18 protein-coding genes are annotated in these 16,784 nt (G+C 45.0%); 14 read left to right on the top strand and 4 right to left on the bottom strand.

Features of this window, described 5'->3' with window-relative positions:
- Nucleotides 1-7 precede the first annotated feature (7 nt).
- Entirely contained in the window at nt 8-862 is an 855-nt protein-coding gene (gene pheA, locus AC0C66_RS06605) for a prephenate dehydratase (protein WP_061186687.1), read from the top strand.
- A gap of 24 nt (nt 863-886) precedes the next feature.
- Here pheA and AC0C66_RS06600 read toward each other — a convergent pair whose 3' ends face one another.
- Both AC0C66_RS06600 and AC0C66_RS06595 read right to left on the bottom strand, forming a co-directional pair.
- The gene (locus AC0C66_RS06600) at nt 887-1,429 is read right to left on the bottom strand and encodes a transcription repressor NadR (protein WP_014114644.1); all 543 of its coding nucleotides are present in this window, start codon (nt 1,427-1,429) and stop codon (nt 887-889) included.
- Complete coding sequence (locus AC0C66_RS06595; protein WP_072183418.1) at nt 1,389-2,576, bottom strand: IscS subfamily cysteine desulfurase; 1,188 nt, start codon at nt 2,574-2,576, stop codon at nt 1,389-1,391. Before AC0C66_RS06595 ends, AC0C66_RS06600 begins: the two co-directional genes overlap by 41 nt.
- A 102-nt stretch (nt 2,577-2,678) precedes the next feature.
- Here AC0C66_RS06595 and nadB point away from each other — a divergent pair, with 102 nt between their 5' ends.
- The 6 genes from nadB to AC0C66_RS06565 all read left to right on the top strand — a co-directional run bounded on the left by nadB (nt 2,679) and on the right by AC0C66_RS06565 (nt 9,034).
- Complete coding sequence (gene nadB, locus AC0C66_RS06590) at nt 2,679-4,274, top strand: L-aspartate oxidase (protein ID WP_461845634.1); 1,596 nt, start codon at nt 2,679-2,681, stop codon at nt 4,272-4,274.
- Nucleotides 4,228-5,097: a carboxylating nicotinate-nucleotide diphosphorylase gene (nadC, locus tag AC0C66_RS06585; protein WP_041521025.1), complete on the top strand. Its 870-nt coding sequence runs from the start codon at nt 4,228-4,230 to the stop codon at nt 5,095-5,097. Before nadB ends, nadC begins: the two co-directional genes overlap by 47 nt.
- Nucleotides 5,084-6,190, top strand: coding sequence for a quinolinate synthase NadA (gene nadA, locus AC0C66_RS06580; protein WP_461845633.1), 1,107 nt, complete (start codon nt 5,084-5,086; stop codon nt 6,188-6,190). The genes nadC and nadA overlap by 14 nt, the downstream gene beginning before the upstream one ends.
- A 115-nt stretch (nt 6,191-6,305) precedes the next feature.
- Entirely contained in the window at nt 6,306-7,466 is a 1,161-nt protein-coding gene (gene safA, locus AC0C66_RS06575) for a spore coat assembly protein SafA (RefSeq protein WP_087986778.1), read from the top strand.
- 147 nt (nt 7,467-7,613) lie between these two features.
- A complete protein-coding gene (locus AC0C66_RS06570; RefSeq protein ID WP_041521024.1) occupies nt 7,614-8,210 on the top strand; it encodes a YhcN/YlaJ family sporulation lipoprotein in 597 nt (198 codons plus the stop codon).
- Between the two features lie 101 nt (nt 8,211-8,311).
- A complete protein-coding gene (locus AC0C66_RS06565; RefSeq protein WP_072183433.1) occupies nt 8,312-9,034 on the top strand; it encodes a YebC/PmpR family DNA-binding transcriptional regulator in 723 nt (240 codons plus the stop codon).
- 40 nt (nt 9,035-9,074) lie between these two features.
- Here the strand turns inward: AC0C66_RS06565 and AC0C66_RS06560 are convergent, their stop codons facing one another.
- Entirely contained in the window at nt 9,075-10,529 is a 1,455-nt protein-coding gene (locus AC0C66_RS06560; protein ID WP_014114636.1) for an alanine/glycine:cation symporter family protein, read from the bottom strand.
- Nucleotides 10,530-10,801: 272 nt separating this feature from the next.
- On the opposite strand from AC0C66_RS06560, the gene AC0C66_RS06555 reads away from it, so the two are divergent.
- Entirely contained in the window at nt 10,802-10,924 is a 123-nt protein-coding gene (locus tag AC0C66_RS06555) for a hypothetical protein (RefSeq protein WP_014114635.1), read from the top strand.
- A gap of 45 nt (nt 10,925-10,969) precedes the next feature.
- Here AC0C66_RS06555 and AC0C66_RS06550 read toward each other — a convergent pair whose 3' ends face one another.
- Nucleotides 10,970-11,617 (bottom strand): phosphotransferase, encoded by a 648-nt coding sequence (locus AC0C66_RS06550; RefSeq protein WP_061186680.1) that lies wholly within the window; start codon nt 11,615-11,617, stop codon nt 10,970-10,972.
- Nucleotides 11,618-11,853: 236 nt separating this feature from the next.
- Here AC0C66_RS06550 and iolG point away from each other — a divergent pair, with 236 nt between their 5' ends.
- From iolG to AC0C66_RS06520, 6 genes are all read left to right on the top strand, one after another.
- On the top strand, nt 11,854-12,879 hold the full coding sequence (gene iolG / locus AC0C66_RS06545; RefSeq protein WP_014114633.1) for an inositol 2-dehydrogenase: 1,026 nt from the start codon (nt 11,854-11,856) through the stop codon (nt 12,877-12,879).
- A 79-nt stretch (nt 12,880-12,958) separates the two neighbouring features.
- A complete protein-coding gene (locus AC0C66_RS06540; RefSeq protein ID WP_072183423.1) occupies nt 12,959-14,266 on the top strand; it encodes an MFS transporter in 1,308 nt (435 codons plus the stop codon).
- A 47-nt stretch (nt 14,267-14,313) separates the two neighbouring features.
- Nucleotides 14,314-14,826 carry a sporulation cell-cell signaling protein BofC gene (gene bofC, locus AC0C66_RS06535; RefSeq protein WP_014114631.1) on the top strand — a complete coding sequence of 171 codons (513 nt, stop codon included), beginning with the start codon at nt 14,314-14,316 and terminating at the stop codon, nt 14,824-14,826.
- 138 nt (nt 14,827-14,964) lie between these two features.
- Nucleotides 14,965-15,570, top strand: a complete 606-nt coding sequence (ruvA, locus tag AC0C66_RS06530; RefSeq protein WP_072183424.1) for a Holliday junction branch migration protein RuvA — start codon at nt 14,965-14,967, stop codon at nt 15,568-15,570.
- Between the two features lie 10 nt (nt 15,571-15,580).
- Nucleotides 15,581-16,585 carry a Holliday junction branch migration DNA helicase RuvB gene (gene ruvB, locus AC0C66_RS06525; protein ID WP_072183425.1) on the top strand — a complete coding sequence of 335 codons (1,005 nt, stop codon included), beginning with the start codon at nt 15,581-15,583 and terminating at the stop codon, nt 16,583-16,585.
- Complete coding sequence (locus tag AC0C66_RS06520) at nt 16,578-16,778, top strand: DUF2905 domain-containing protein (RefSeq protein WP_072183426.1); 201 nt, start codon at nt 16,578-16,580, stop codon at nt 16,776-16,778. Before ruvB ends, AC0C66_RS06520 begins: the two co-directional genes overlap by 8 nt.
- Nucleotides 16,779-16,784 lie beyond the last annotated feature (6 nt).

Below are 16,784 nucleotides of genomic sequence, written 5' to 3'. Positions count from 1 at the left end.
TATCGTCATGAAAGTCGGTTACTTAGGTCCAGCAGCTACATTCACACATCTAGCAGTCAGTTCTTGTTTTCAAAACGGCGCCGAACATGTTGCTTACCGAACCATACCGGAGTGTATAGATGCGGCAGTTGCAGGCGAAGTTGATTTTGCTTTTGTTCCTTTAGAGAATGCATTAGAAGGATCAGTAAATTTAACGATTGACTATTTAATACATGAACAGCCCTTGCCAATTGTGGGTGAAATGACATTGCCGATTCATCAGCACTTGCTTGTCCATCCTTCCAGAGAGAATGCATGGAAAGAGCTCGACAAAATTTACTCGCACTCACACGCGATTGCGCAATGCCATAAATTTCTCCATCGACAATTTCCTTCCGTTCCATATGAATACGCCAATTCAACCGGGGCGGCAGCAAAATTTGTCAGTGACCATCCCGAGCTGAATATCGGGGTCATTGCCAATGACATGGCAGCTTCTACATACGAATTAAAAATTGTGAAACGAGATATACAGGATTATAGGGATAATCATACGAGATTTGTTATCCTGTCTCCTGATGAAAACATATCATTTGAAGTCAATTCAAAATTGAGTTCAAGGCCCAAAACGACCCTGATGGTAATGCTTCCGCAGGATGAATCAGGGGCTTTGCACAGAGTGCTGTCTGCTTTTTCTTGGAGAAACTTAAACTTGTCAAAAATTGAGTCACGTCCGACTAAAACCGGATTAGGCCATTATTTCTTTATTATTGATATTGAGAAAGCGTTTGATGAGGTGTTGATTCCAGGTGCCATGCAGGAGCTCGAAGCACTCGGCTGCAAAGTGAAACTTCTTGGTGCATATCAGTCCTACCAATTATAAAAAAAGCCCCTTTAAGGGCTTTTTTTAGTCTTTAATTAAAATACCTGCTTCCTCGAGTGCTAGGCAGGCTTGGTCGATGCGGTGTTCATCGGGTGCTGTCAGTGTATGGAGATGCACGCCGTCAGTCAGCTGTGATAAATAGGCTGCATTCGTAGAATTGATTTTTTTAATGAAATTGCTAACTTCCTTCCGGGTGCCTACTTGGATGGCAGCAGTTAAATCTCCGTATACGGGATGTTCGATTTTTACGTCTTTTACTGTAACACCTTCGTCCACGATGAGCTGCAGTTCCTCTTCTGTCCGTTCAGGACCGTGCAGACAAGCGATGATTCTTTCGGCCTGCTGGTGCTGCTGAGCTGCTGCATCCATGTATACATATCCTTGGCTTGTGGCGATAATCGGTTCATTTTTCGCTTTCAAGAGCGATATATCCTGTACAATAACCTGTCTTGAAACGTTCGCTTTTTTTGCGAGTTCTCCTCCTGTCAGCGGTGATGTGGATTCCTTCAGCCACAGAAGAAGCTGGTCACGCCTGTTGGCGCCCATAAGCTTTAATTCTTCGGTCAATATCGAATTCTCCTTTCTTTTGTTCCCAAAGCGCTGTAAACGTATGTAATAACTTATCCAGCTGTTCAGCCGTTGTATGCCTTCCAAAAGAGATGCGGATAAATTGGAGGGCTTCTTGTTCTGTTTTTCTTAATGCTTTCATCGTTGTAGACGGACCGTGATAACCGGCAGAACAAGCGCTGCCCGTTGAAATGCAAATATTACTCCGATTACATTCTAACATAACATATTGTCCTTCAAATGAGTGAAAAAAACACCCTATAATATGCGGAAGACATTCTGCTTGTGAAGTGTCTGCCGCAAGAGTTACAGGGAGAGACCGGATGCGGATTTGGTCTAGAAAGTATGTTCTTAACGCCTCATTGCGGGATATCTGTTTTTCCATTTCGCTTATTATTAGCTCCGCAGCAGCAGTGAAGGCTCCGATTCCGGGGACATTCACGGTGCCGGCTCTGAATCCATGTTCGTGAGTGATGAGAGGATAAACGGGTTTCCAAGGGACATTTGGCCGAATATAGACCGCACCCACCCCTTTAGGACCGTGGACTTTATGGCTGGACAAAGAGAGTGCATCCACCCCCAATTCTTCTGTATCGATTGGGATTTTTCCAAACGTTTGAACAGCGTCGCTATGAAGAAGAATACCCCTATTGTGGAGGTATGAAGACAGACGTTGAATGGGCTGAATGATCCCGGTTTCAGAATTGGCATGCTGAATAGATACCAGGCCTGTTTCCGGCCGGATATGAGCTGCCAATATTTCCTCGGTAATAAGCCCGTATTCATCCGGTTCAATGATTGTTACATCAAATCCATGCTGTTCTAGAAAAGCAGCACAGCTATGAATGGACTGATGCTCCATGGCAGTCGTAATGAAATGTCTTTTTGCTTTTGGCAGGCCGTTTAGCAATGATTGAATGGCCAGAAAATTGGATTCAGTGCCGCCGCTTGTAAAATAGATGCCGCTTGCTTCTCCGCCAATGATATTGGCGATTTTTTCACGGCAGTACTCCAGTATGTGCTTTGCTTTTCCTCCCGCATCATGCAGGCTGCTGGCATTTCCGTACATATCCATGCTGAGTTTCTGATATACGTTAAGGGCTTCCTCACAAATAGGCGTTGTCGCTGCAAAGTCTAAATAAATCATCCGGTCTTCCTCCATCCGTTCTCCATAAAAAACTCTTGAGTTTATTTTATCCTTGTGTAAATATAGGTGTCAAGACAGGTGTAAACAACAGGAGGGTGGCATATGTCTAAAAAGACGATTGCAGTCATCGGTTCAGGGGCGGCGGCACTTTCTTTAGCGTCAGCTTTCCCGCCCTCATATGAAGTGACTGTCATCACTAAAAAAAGCGTCAAAAATAGCAACTCTGTCTACGCGCAAGGCGGCATTGCTGCGGCTTATGCAAAAGGTGACTCGATTGAAGCCCATCTGGAGGATACGTTATATGCAGGATGCGGACATAATGATCTAGCTATTACAGCAGACGTTTTACATGATGGAAAAATCATGATTCAAAGCCTATTGGAGAGTGAATTTCCATTCGACCGCAATGAGCAAGGCGATGTTTGTCTTGGCAGAGAAGGAGCCCACTCATACAACCGTATTTTTCATGCAGGCGGAGACGCAACAGGCAGACTGCTTGTTGATTATTTGCTGAAACAGATCGACAGCAACATCGAGTTAATCGAGCATGAAACAGCAGCAGATTTGCTTGTTGAGAATGGACGCTGTATCGGCGTCATGACAAAAGACAGCCAGGGGCAGATCAAGGTAAGACATGCGGATGAAGTTGTGCTGGCGGCTGGCGGATGCGGGAGTCTGTTTCTTCACCATACGAACGATTCATCTGTCACAGGTGACGGCCTTTCTTTAGCTTACCGGGCCGGAGCGGAATTAACTGATTTAGAGTTTACCCAGTTTCACCCGACACTGCTTGTAAAAAATGGTGTTTCCTACGGGCTTGTTTCAGAGGCTGTCAGAGGGGAAGGCGGATGTTTAGTTGACGAAAATGGCCGCCGGGTTATGGCTGAACGACATCCTTTAGGTGACTTGGCTCCAAGGGACATCGTCTCACGGGTTATTCATGAAGAAATGGCAAAAGGAAACCGCGTTTACATTGACTGCAGTGCGATTTCTGATTTCGAAGCACGTTTCCCTACCATCACCGCTATTTGTGAAAAAGCAGGGGTTGATATCCAAAGCGGAAAAATCCCTGTGGCACCGGGAATGCATTTCTTAATGGGAGGTGTTTCAGTTAGTTGCTGGGGGGAAACGACAGTACCGGGGCTTTATGCGATTGGAGAGACTGCATGTACCGGTTTACATGGAGCCAATCGGCTTGCGAGCAATTCCTTGTTGGAGGCACTGGTGTTTGGAAAAAGAGCAGCAGAGCATATTATGCAAAAACCGGTTTATAACAGGCAATATCAATCATCATCAGAAACCAGCGTAATCTACAAGGTGCCGAATACAGAGGTGTATGAATTGCAAAGCAGAATGACAAACCACATGTCTATCTTGCGGGAACAAGGCAGTCTGATTGAGCTGAGCAACTGGCTTCATATGCTGCCTTTTCAGGAAATGAATGTGAAGGAAATCACAATACCTCAGCTGGAGCTTTCTCATTTATGGCAGGCTGCAAAGCTGATGACATCTTCTGCGCTTTTGCGGGAGGAAAGCAGAGGGGCTCACTTCCGCACCGATTTTCCTCAAGCTGATGTGCGCTGGCAAGGAAGACAAATTGTCCATACAAAAAAGGGAACGAAGATTAGAAAAAACGAGGGGATTTGGAAAAATGAATCATTTACAGCTGAAAAAATTGCTGAATCACTTTTTTCTTGAGGATATAGGGATGGGGGATTTAACATCGCAGGCCATCTTTAGAGAACAGAGCTGTGAAGCGGAGATTGTTGCAAAGTCAGACGGTATCTTTGCAGGAGCTGCGGTGATAAAAGAGGGCTTTGCTTTATTAGATGAAAATGTTCAAACCATTTTACACAAAACAGATGGAGACATTTTGCGAAAAGGTGAAGTGATTGCCGTGTTACGCGGTCCGGCGGCTGCGCTTCTGTCAGGAGAGCGGGTCGTATTAAATCTTATTCAGAGGCTGTCAGGAATTGCGACGATGACAAGGGAGGCAGTCCGTAGGCTGGATGATGAACAGATTAAAATTTGTGACACGAGAAAAACAACACCGGGGCTGAGAATGCTGGAAAAATACGCTGTCAGAGCGGGCGGCGGGTATAATCATCGATTCGGCTTGTATGACGGCGTCATGATTAAAGACAATCATATTGCAGCATGCGGCTCTATTTTAGAGGCATGCCAAAAAGCGCGTCAGACCGTGGGACATATGGTAAATATCGAGGTGGAAATTGAAACGGAGGAACAACTGCGAGAAGCAATTGAAGCAGGCGCAGATGTTATTATGTTTGACAACTGCCCGCCTGAGACGGTCCGTCATTTTGCAACTCTCACACCGGACCATATAAAAACTGAAGCTTCGGGCGGGATTACGTTAGAATCTTTGGCTGCTTTTAAAGGGACGGGCGTGAATTATATTTCATTAGGGTTTCTGACTCATTCCGTCAAAAGTTTAGATATCAGCATGGATGTTACATTATCAAATGAATCTGCGGAGGAATGCCGTTATGTCAATTCTTGATGTGATAAAACGATCGAATGATATGATGCCTGAAGGTTACAAAGGAATGTCGAGAAAGGATATGGAAACGCGTGTTGCCGCCATTAAGAAAAAGTACGGCAGCAGGCTCTTTATACCAGGCCATCATTATCAAAAAGATGAAGTGATACAATTTGCTGACCAAACAGGCGATTCCCTGCAGCTGGCCCAAATTGCGGAAAAAAACAAAGAAGCGGATTATATTGTTTTTTGTGGCGTACACTTTATGGCAGAAACCGCTGATATGCTGACAGGCGAGGAACAAACGGTCATCCTGCCTGATATGAGAGCAGGGTGTTCTATGGCCGACATGGCTGATATGCAGCAGACCAATAGGGCGTGGGAGAAACTCCAGCATATATTTGGAGATACGATCATACCTTTAACTTATGTGAACTCCACTGCAGAGATCAAGGCTTTCGTCGGTAAGCATGGCGGAGCGACTGTGACTTCTTCGAATGCGAAAAAAGTGCTTAAATGGGCGTTTACACAGAAAAAACGAATTTTATTTTTGCCTGATCAGCATTTAGGGAGAAATACTGCTTATGATCTGGGCATCGCGCTTGAGGATATGGCTGTGTGGGATCCGATAAAAGATGAATTAGTAGCTGAATCTGAGCATAAGAATGTGAAAGTGATTTTGTGGAAAGGGCACTGCTCTGTTCACGAAAAATTCACCGCGAAAAATATCCAAAATGTGAGGGACCATGATCCTGACATTCGGATCATTGTGCATCCGGAGTGTTCACATGAAGTCGTGACACTAAGTGACGACAGCGGATCAACAAAATATATTATCGATACAATCAACCAGGCTCCGGCGGGAAGCAAGTGGGCAATCGGAACAGAAATGAATCTTGTTCAGCGGATTATTCACGATCACCCTGATAAACAAATCGAATCACTTAATCCTGACATGTGCCCATGTCTGACAATGAACCGAATCGATTTGCCGCATTTGCTGTGGTCTTTGGAACAAATAGAAAAAGGAGAACCTTCGGGCGTGATCAAGGTGCCAAAAGCCATTCAGCAAGATGCCCTCCTCGCCCTGAATCGAATGCTTTCGATCACGTAAATCAGAAATATTTCCCCTCCTGTACTCATAACTTCTTTTGTTCAGGCATATGTTGTGAAGAAACATATTGTAAACACAGCTGAACTGTTCACGTTTTGCATAGGAGGGGAAAACGTTGAAAATCCATATCGTTCAAAAAGGCGATTCGCTCTTGAAAATAGCTGAAAAGTACGGAGTCGATATTGAGGAAGTGAAGAAGCTTAATACACAGCTCAGCAATCCAGACTTAGTCATGCCTGGAATGAAAATAAAAGTGCCGTCTGAAGGTGTCCCGGTCAGAAAAGAGCCAAAAGCGGGCAAAAGTCCGGCACCCGGGAGTGTGAAGCAAGATCATCCATATGCGAAAGAGAAGCCTAAATCCGTTGTCGACGTAGAAGACACAAAGCCGAAAGAAAAGAAGTCTGTGCCGTATGTCCCGCCGATGCCTAATTTGCAGGAAAATGTGTATCCTGAAGCTGATGTGAACGATTATTATGATATGAAACAGCTTTTCCAGCCTTGGTCGCCTCCTAAACCGGAGGAGCCGAAAAAACATCATGACGGAAATATGGATCAGATGTATCACATGCAAGACCAAGATCAATTTCCACAACAGGAGGCTATGAGTAATATGGAAAATGCAAATTATCCGAATATGCCTAATATGCCAAAGGCGCCAGAGGTAGGCGGTATGGAGGAAGAAAACGTTCATCACACAGTTCCGAATATGCCGGCTGTTCAGCCTTATCATCATTATCCGGCTCATTTCGTGCCATGTCCGGTTCCTGTTTCACCAATTCTTCCAGGGTCAGGATTATGCTACCCGTACTATCCGGCACAAGCTTATCCAATGTATCAGCCACATGGATACCAGCCAAGTTTTGTATCGCCTCAGTATGATCCGGGTCAATATGAAAACCAGTATCATGAAAACAGCCATCACGGACATTTCGGTTCATACGGAGCGCCTCAATACGCATCTCCGGCTTATGGATCTCCGTATGGACATATGCCGTATGGCCCTCATTATGGCACTCCTCAAGTGATGGGTGCATACCAGCCGCCAGCGGCCCCAGGATACATGCCGTATAAAGATCATGACGACTGCGGATGTGATGATGATCATCAGCCATATTATTCCGCACCTGGCTATTCTGGAGGCGGAGCTTATGGTACCCCTAATATGCCTTACGGCGGAGCGAATCCAAATCCATATGCGGCCGGAGTTTCTATGCCAATGGCGAATCAGCCTTCTGTAAACCAAATGTTTGGCCGGCCGGAAGAAGAAAATGAGTGATTGTGCGGAACGATGTAAATCGTTCCTTTTTTTGTTTCGGCGCAGGTCACTGTCAAATGGACAGAACTTACACGCTTAACATTCCCCTCGGAGGCACATGATAAAAACGAGCAAACATGCTCAATTCGTCCACGGGGGGTTTTTCCATTGGGTAAAAAAATGACGATCGCAAGCTTGATTCTAATGACAGCGGGCTTAACAGCATGCGGAGCAAACGATAATGCTATGAATGATACACGCAATAACGGCAACACCCGTCCAATCGGATATTATACAAATGAAAATGACGCTGACAGACAGGGAGAAGGAATCGACAATGATGGTCCTGTTACTGAATTAATGGAGGACCAGAACGGCGGTAACCGAAACACAACGAATGTGAATAACCGTGACCGTGTTACTGCTGACGATCGCGTTCCTTTGGCAACTGACGGAACATATAACAACACGAATAACAGAAACATGAATCGGAACGTGACGAACAACGGATATAACAACCAAGAAAACAGAAGACTGGCTGCAAAAATTGCCAACCGTGTGAAACAAGTGAAAAACGTCAATGACACACAAGTGATGGTAACAGATGACCGAGTAGTCGTCGCGGTCAGAAGCCATACAGATTTCACAAAGTCCGACAGGGAAAACGTTGCAAAAGCGGCACGCAACTATGCGAATGACCGTGACGTCCAAGTGTCCACAGATAAAGGACTGTTCAGAAGACTTCATAAAATGAACGCCCGCTAAGGATGAAGGCTGCCGGAAGTGATGTTCGGCAGCCTTTTTCATTGCATCAACGGACAATACCCATTAAAGTGTACATAGAAAATGTAAAAGAAGGTGAAAACATGGCAGGCCATTCCAAGTGGAAAAACATACAAAAAAGAAAAAATGCGCAGGATGCAAAGCGCGGGAAAATATTTATGAAGCTTGCGAAAGAAATCTATGTGGCAGCGAAAGAAGGCGGAGCTGATCCTGAAGCAAATTCAGCATTGCGTCTTGTCATCGAAAAAGCAAAAGGCGCTAATATGCCGAATGAAAATATAGACCGTGCCATTAAAAAAGCTGCGGGGAGCTTAGATGGAAGCAGCTATGAGGAAATTACCTATGAAGGCTATGGCCCATCAGGGATTGCCGTGATGGTTGAATGTGTAACAGATAACAAAAACCGAACGGCCTCAAATGTGCGGACAGCATTTAATAAAAATGGCGGAAGTCTGGGAGAAAGCGGATGTGTAGCCTTTTTATTTGAACGGAAGGGATTTATTGCAATCGACCGTACAGATCGGCAAATAGAAGAAGATGAGCTCATGCTGGATGTGCTGGAAGCAGGGGGAGAAGAACTGAAGACTGAAGAAGACCAATATGAGGTATTAACAGAGCCCGAGCGTTTTGAAAAGGTAAAAACAGCTCTCGAATCGAAATATCCAATTTCTTCGGCAGAGGTGACCATGCTTCCGAAAACCTATGCAGATGCCGATGATCAGGCTGTTGAGAAGCTGGAAAAATTGATCGACATCCTTGAGGATGACGATGATGTTCAAGAAGTATATACCAATTATCGCTCATAAAAAACCGGCACGATGTCATATCGGGCCGGTTTTTGTATATTCAAGAGACACGCTCATTTTCCTGTGTGTATTCTTTCTCCCAGAAATCAGCGTTTTTGATCCCCAGCGCTTTCGGATCAAAGACCGGGTCTAAGCCCTGCTTCTTTTGGCGCTCGTAATCCTTTAAAGCGAGAAGCGCCGGTTTGGCTAACAGCACAATTGCAATGACGTTCAGCCATACCATAATGCCAAGCCCTGCATCGCCTAATGCCCAAGCAAGAGAAGCGGTTTTCACTGTTCCATAGAACGTCGCGGCTAAAATAATCAGTTTTAAGCCAAGCATTGCCCATTTGCTTTCTCTGCCTCGGGCTAAATAGACGATATTTGTTTCTGCGATGTAGTAATATGCCATAATTGTTGTAAATGCGAAGAAGAATAAAGCAATGGCAACAAAGCCTGCACCGAATCCGGGAAGAACATTGTCAATGGCCGCTTGTGTGAAACCGGGCCCCGCCTCTACGCCTTTAAGTTGATGAACGATAAAGGAACCATCTGCAGCCTGAGTATTGTACATGCCGGTAAACAAGATCATGAAAGCTGTAGCGGAACATACAAATAACGTGTCGATATAAACAGAAAATGCCTGAACCAGCCCCTGCTTGACCGGGTGGGAAACTTCTGCAGCGGCCGCCGGATGCGGGCCGGTTCCCTGGCCAGCTTCGTTTGAGTAAATGCCTCGTTTGACACCCCAGGAAATCGCCATGCCGATCAGGCCGCCAAAAGCGGAATCTAAAGCAAAAGCGCTTTTGAAAATCAATGAGATCACAGCAGGCAATTCAGAAACATTCATGACAATAATGATCAAAGACAGCAGGATATAGCCAATGGCCATAAACGGAACAATCATTTGCGCGGCACTGGCAATTCGTTTGACACCGCCAAAAATGATAAACCCTAATAATAAAACGAGAACACAGCCTGTAATGGCAGGGGAGATGCCGAATGCATTTTTGACGCCAGCCGCAATGGAGTTGGACTGTACGCCCGGCATCAGAAGGGCCATTGCAATAAGGGCAGCAGCGGCAAAAAAGACGGCAAACCACTTAATGCCTAAGCCTTTTTCAATATAATAAGCCGGACCCCCTCGATATTGGCCGCCTTGTTTCACTTTGTAAATTTGGGCAAGAGTTGACTCAACAAAGGCGCTCGCCGCACCGATAAAGGCAATCGCCCACATCCAGAACACCGCACCGGGTCCGCCGAATGCAATTGCTGTCGCCACACCCGCGATGTTTCCTGTCCCCACTCGTCCGGACAGCGCAATCGATAATGCTTGAAAAGAAGAAACGCCGGCTTCAGAGCTCTTTCCTTTGAACATCAGAACAATCATTTCTTTCAAATGTCTGACTTGTAAAAAACGGGTCATAATAGAAAAGATTAATCCAATCCCCAATAAAATATAAATGACAGGGGTACTCCATAAGACCTCGTTTAAACTAGTAACAAAATCTGCCATTAAGCTTCCTCCTCACTTCATTTCGAATACATGTATAAAAAGGATTTTGGGCTAATTGAACTATTTCTACAATCGATTTGTCACATTATATGACCGGTAATTATCAATAAGAAGAGGAAGGAAAAAAGAAAAACGCAGCGTATTGATTACGCTGCGTTTTTCTAAATTTCACCACATATCAGGTTCATACTATCTTTACATTTCCTTAAAATTCCCTCAATAAAGCGGTGGTATGATGAAATAAAACAAATAAAGGGTGAGGGGAGACAGAAATGGAGAAAACGACTTGTCATTCCAGCGAGAAAGGCTCAGAAGCGGTCTACTTAACTGTGAGAGGCTATCGAATTAAGCTGTCGCCTGAACAAATGAAACTGATTTCTGCCTTTAGAAAGTAAAAATATATGGACGAAGGCAGCCGCTTGTGCGGCTGCCTTTTTGATTTAAGAATATTTTCTTTTCCGTTGTGCGAAATGCTTTTGTAACCAATTTTTCTTATATAAAAATGCGATGATCTCCAGCCAAAAACCCGGAATCTTTTTGGGGAATATCGGTTTTTTATAGAGTGCATGATAAGCTGATTTTAAATCGTCCCACTGGGTGCACTTTTTTGTCTGTTCGAATCTTGCAACATCAATCACCCGCACTGTCCCGGTTTCTGTCAGAATCAGATTCCGCAAATGAATGTCTGACGGGTTCAGGCCAGCTGCCCGGGCGTCAGAAAGTGCTTCTTCAACCTGCTGAATCATGTCATCACTAATCACAATGCCTTTCTTCAGACAGTTATAAAAGGTTTCGCCTTTAATATATTCCATGAGAATAAATGAATCACCAGTTTCGTAAATGTCAGGGTAGAATGCGGACCCGGCTAATTTTTCATAGATCGCGGCTTCTTTGACGGCTGTCGCTTGATACTCCGGAAAAAATACTTTCAGCGCCATTTTTCGATCGCCTTCTGTTAAGGCAAACACATAGGCGCTTCTTCCCTTGCCGATTAGTGTTAATTCCTCGGGTTTTTCTTTGACTTTATCAAATCTGCTGTTCTTGCGGTATATGACTGAATGGGCCAGTGCCTCTGCTTTTGTCAGCATTTCATTCACCTTCTTTGCTCTATTTTATGCAGTTGTTTATAGGAAAATCATAAACTGTTCAGGAAAAAGAGCCTAATTCTAGTGTATCTGGTCTTGAAGAAGAAGGCTACCTATAAGCATTAATTGTGATAAAAGAGACATAGAGCGCTCATTTCTATTCTTGAAAAGCGCTTACAAATGGGATAGTATTAATTTTAAATAAAGCGCTTTCGTAAATGTTCAAGGGGGAACAAGCCATGACAAAACAGATTGTGACAGGGATTATCGGTGCAGGGCGCATCGGCAAACTTCATGTTCAAAATATACGCCGGATTCCTCATATGAAAATAAAAGCAGTCTCTGATATTCAGGTAAGCCGTATAAAAAGCTGGGCCGACAGTCATCAGATTGAATACATAACCTCTGATTATCGTGAGTTATTACATGACCCGGATATTGACGCTGTTTTTATTTGCTCGCCGACAGCCGTACATGCACAGATGATAAGAGAAGCAGCCGAGGCGAAAAAGCATATTTTTTGTGAGAAGCCCGTCAGTTTCTCTCTGGACGAAACAAAAGAAGCGCTTGCGGCCGTCCGGAAACACGGGGTTGCACTCCAAGTCGGATTCAACCGCCGTTTTGATCCTCATTTTAAGAAAATCAAAACAATTGTTGAAAATGGTGAAATCGGTACGCCCCATTTATTAAAAATTACGTCGCGGGACCCAGAGCCCCCGAATATAGATTATGTCCGTACTTCAGGCGGCTTGTTTATGGATATGTCGATCCATGATTTTGATATGGCCAGGTATATTGTGGGAAGCGAAGTGACGGAAGTGTATGCAAAAGGGGCGGCTCTGGTGAATCCCTCTTTTGCAGAGCTGGGCGATATTGATACGGCTGTCATTACACTGACTTTTGAAAACGGTGCCATGGCTGTGATTGACAACAGCCGCCAAGCTGTGTACGGATATGACCAGCGGGTCGAGGTTTTCGGGACGAAAGGCTCTGCAGCGGCGGACAACAGCAGGCCGACGACGGTTGAAGTGTCAACTGCTGATTTTGTGATGAAGGATAAACCGCATTTCTTTTTCCTTGAACGTTATAAAGATGCGTATGAGGAGGAGATTCTTCGGTTTGCAGAAGCGATCAAAACAAACCGGGAAACTGCCTGCACCGGCAATGACGGTTTTCAGGCGGAACGGATCGCCAGAGCGGCACAGCAATCGCTTGCTTTTGGCATGCCTGTCAGTATTGAGCATACTGAAAAAGTCGCTTTTTGACCAAACGGGATTACATTTCAGCAAGCTTGGGTATAGAACCTCCATTGATACTTTAGAAAAAAAGTAGGCGGTGGAGAAAATGAATACAGCACATGCTAAAGGAAATGTTTTGGATAAAATTGGAATTCCTTCTCACATGGTTTGGGGTTATATTGGCGTTGTCATCTTTATGGTTGGAGACGGGCTCGAACAAGGCTGGCTGTCTCCTTTTCTCGTTGATCATGGTCTCAGCATGCAGCAATCCGCAACGTTATTTACCATGTACGGCATTGCTGTCACCATCTCGGCTTGGCTATCAGGCACGTTTGTCCAAACTTGGGGGCCAAGAAAAACGATGACTGTCGGCTTGCTTGCATTTATCCTCGGTTCGGCCGCTTTTATCGGCTGGGCGATTCCTCATATGCATTATCCGGCTCTCTTAGGCAGCTATGCACTTAGAGGATTAGGATATCCGCTGTTTGCATACTCTTTTCTCGTGTGGGTGTCATACAGCACCTCTCATCATATTCTCGGAAAAGCCGTCGGCTGGTTTTGGTTTATGTTTACGTGCGGCCTTAACGTACTCGGTCCGTTCTATTCCAGCTATGCGGTTCCGGTCTTTGGAGAAATCAATACGCTTTGGAGCGCTTTACTGTTTGTGGCGGCAGGCGGATTCCTCGCCCTATTTTTTAACAAAGATAAATTTACACCGGTACAAAAACAAGATCAGCCGAAATGGAAAGAACTGTCGAAGGCATTTACAATTATGTTTGAAAACCCTAAAGTCGGCATCGGCGGAGTGGTCAAGACGATTAATGCCATAGGACAATTCGGATTTGCCATCTTTCTCCCTACTTATTTAGCGCGTTACGGGTATTCCGTTTCGGAATGGCTGCAAATATGGGGGACGTTATTTTTTGTGAATATAGTGTTTAATATCATTTTCGGTGCAGTCGGAGATAAACTTGGCTGGCGGAATACCGTGATGTGGTTTGGCGGTGTCGGGTGCGGTATTTTTACGCTGGCGCTTTATTACACGCCACAGTTGATCGGGCATCAGTATTGGGTGCTGATGATTATCGCTTGCTGTTACGGTGCGGCATTGGCTGGCTACGTTCCATTAAGCGCGCTTTTGCCGACGCTTGCACCTGATAATAAAGGCGCTGCCATGTCAGTGTTGAATCTGGGATCTGGTTTATGTGCGTTTATCGCGCCGGGCATCGTAAGTCTTTTCATTGGACCGCTCGGCGCAGGCGGGGTCATTTGGATCTTTGCGGTATTGTATTTTTTCAGCGCTTTTCTGACACAATTCTTGACGATTTCTGAGAAAAGCGCCGGTGTGTATACGGAGGAACGGCTTGTCAGAGAAAACGTGCAAACAAATTTCGAGAAAACGGTTAAGCAGTAGCCTCTTTGGTCAAACTAGTCATAAACGTGTGCAAAGAGGTGTAGAGGGTGAAACGATTCAGCACGGCGTATCTTTTGCTGGGCATTCTTTGCTCAGCCGCAGCATTTCTAATAGATGCTCCTCCCCGCGCGCTTGGGGCGGAAGTGGAGCACTATGAACCGCTGCAAGTGCATGTGCAGCTTGAGAAAGTGTATTTGGACGGAGATGTCAGCATTGAGCATAAACGTGAAAAAGTGCTTTCTATGGATGATTTTTGGGCAGCCTATGCCGGCTGGACGCTTGTCGAACAAAAAAAGGGATATGTGCTCTTCCGGAAGCAAATGGACGATATTTCACCGCTCAGTAAGGTAAATGGGTATATCGGTGTATCGGATAATGGAGTGATCTCCACTTTTCATGGTCGGCCTGAGTCAGCTTCCGAACCGATTCAGTCTTTTTTTCAAATTGATTTAGAAAGGCTGGAAAGCCATATGCAAAAAAATCTGCTGAAAGGCATTCCATTTCGGACAAAAGCGGAGTTTGAGGATGTCATAGAACACATAAAGACATACAGCGGGTAACGTCCGCTGATTGAAGACATGTAATCATGTCTTTTTTTTCGTGGAAGAATGAGAGAGAAGCGAACGTATGTTAACTTTTCTATAAGACTTTGGCTGTTTTTATGGTACAATGAAGAACAGTCAAAGAGGTGAATTTGCGTGATTGAATTTGTTAAAGGGACGATTGATTATGTATCTCCCCAATATATTGTGATAGAGAACGGCGGCATTGGCTATCAGATTTTCACGCCGAATCCATTTATATATAAGGAGAGAAACCAAGAAACGATTTTTACGTACCATCATATCAGAGAGGATGCTTTTTCGCTTTACGGTTTTTCAACAAGAGAGGAGAAGGCGCTCTTTACAAAACTGTTAAACGTGACCGGAATCGGTCCAAAAGGCGCACTCGCCATCTTGGGCTCAGGTGATCCGGGAGCGGTAATCCAAGCGATTGAAAATGAGGATGAAGCCTTTTTGGTCAAGTTTCCTGGTGTAGGAAAGAAAACTGCTCGCCAGATTATTCTTGACTTAAAAGGAAAACTCGCTGATGTTGTGCCTGAAATGATTGAAAATCTGTTTAATCATGAAGAAAGGCTTGAACAACAAACAGCAGAAACAGCTCTCGAAGAAGCGCTAGAGGCCCTCAGGGTTCTCGGATATGCTGAAAAAGAAATCAAAAAGGTGCTTCCTCACTTAAAAGAAGATACTGGACTCACAACAGACCAATATGTGAAAAAAGCATTACAAAAACTATTGAAGTAAGGTGATGTTCATGGATGAACGGCTCGTCTCAAGTGAAGCAGACAACCATGAATCAGTGATAGAGCAAAGCCTGAGGCCGCAAAATTTGGCTCAGTATATCGGGCAGCATAAGGTGAAAGAAAATTTGCGCGTGTTTATAGATGCGGCAAAAATGAGACAGGAGACACTTGATCATGTTCTTCTGTACGGGCCGCCCGGACTCGGGAAAACAACGCTTGCTTCCATCGTTGCCAATGAAATGGGAGTGGAATTGCGGACGACATCAGGACCTGCGATTGAAAGACCTGGTGACTTGGCTGCCATATTAACGGCGCTGGAGCCGGGAGATGTATTATTTATCGATGAAATACATAGGCTTCATAGATCGATTGAAGAGGTGCTGTATCCTGCGATGGAAGACTTTTGTCTGGATATTGTGATCGGCAAAGGCCCTTCTGCCCGCTCAGTCCGGCTCGATCTTCCTCCTTTTACGCTGGTAGGCGCAACGACGAGGGTAGGGCTTTTGACGGCGCCGTTAAGAGATCGTTTCGGCGTCATGTCTCGCCTTGAGTACTATACGCAAGAAGAGCTGGCGGACATTGTCACAAGAACCGCTGATGTATTCGAGGTTGAAATTGATAACCCGTCTGCTCTCGAAATCGCGAGGCGATCGAGAGGTACGCCCCGCGTAGCGAACCGTTTGCTGAGAAGGGTCCGTGACTTCGCCCAGGTGCTGGGTGACAGCCGGATTACGGAAGAGATTTCACAGGATGCGCTTGAGCGGCTTCAGGTTGACCGTCTCGGTTTGGATCATATTGATCACAAGCTGCTGATGGGCATGATCGAAAAATTTAACGGCGGCCCGGTGGGTCTTGATACCATTTCAGCCACAATCGGCGAAGAACCGCATACGATTGAAGACGTGTACGAACCGTACCTCCTGCAAATCGGATTTATCCAAAGAACGCCGCGGGGAAGGATCGTGACACCGGCCGTTTATCATCATTTCCAAATGGAGGCTCCCCGATATGACTGAATTCCCTAAGATCATTATGATTCTTGGTGCTGTTTTGCTTATCATCGGAGCAGTGTTGCATTTTGTCGGCAAGATGCCGGGAGATATTTTTGTGAAAAAAGGAAATGTCACGTTTTTCTTCCCGGTTGTCACTTGTATCATCATAAGTGTGGTATTATCAATTTTGCTTAATCTATTCGGCAAAATGAAATAACAAAAG

The organism is Bacillus sp. VA13, assembly GCF_055710085.1.
The sequence above is the reverse complement of the archived record's forward strand: the minus strand, read 5'-3'. Positions and strand labels throughout refer to the sequence as shown.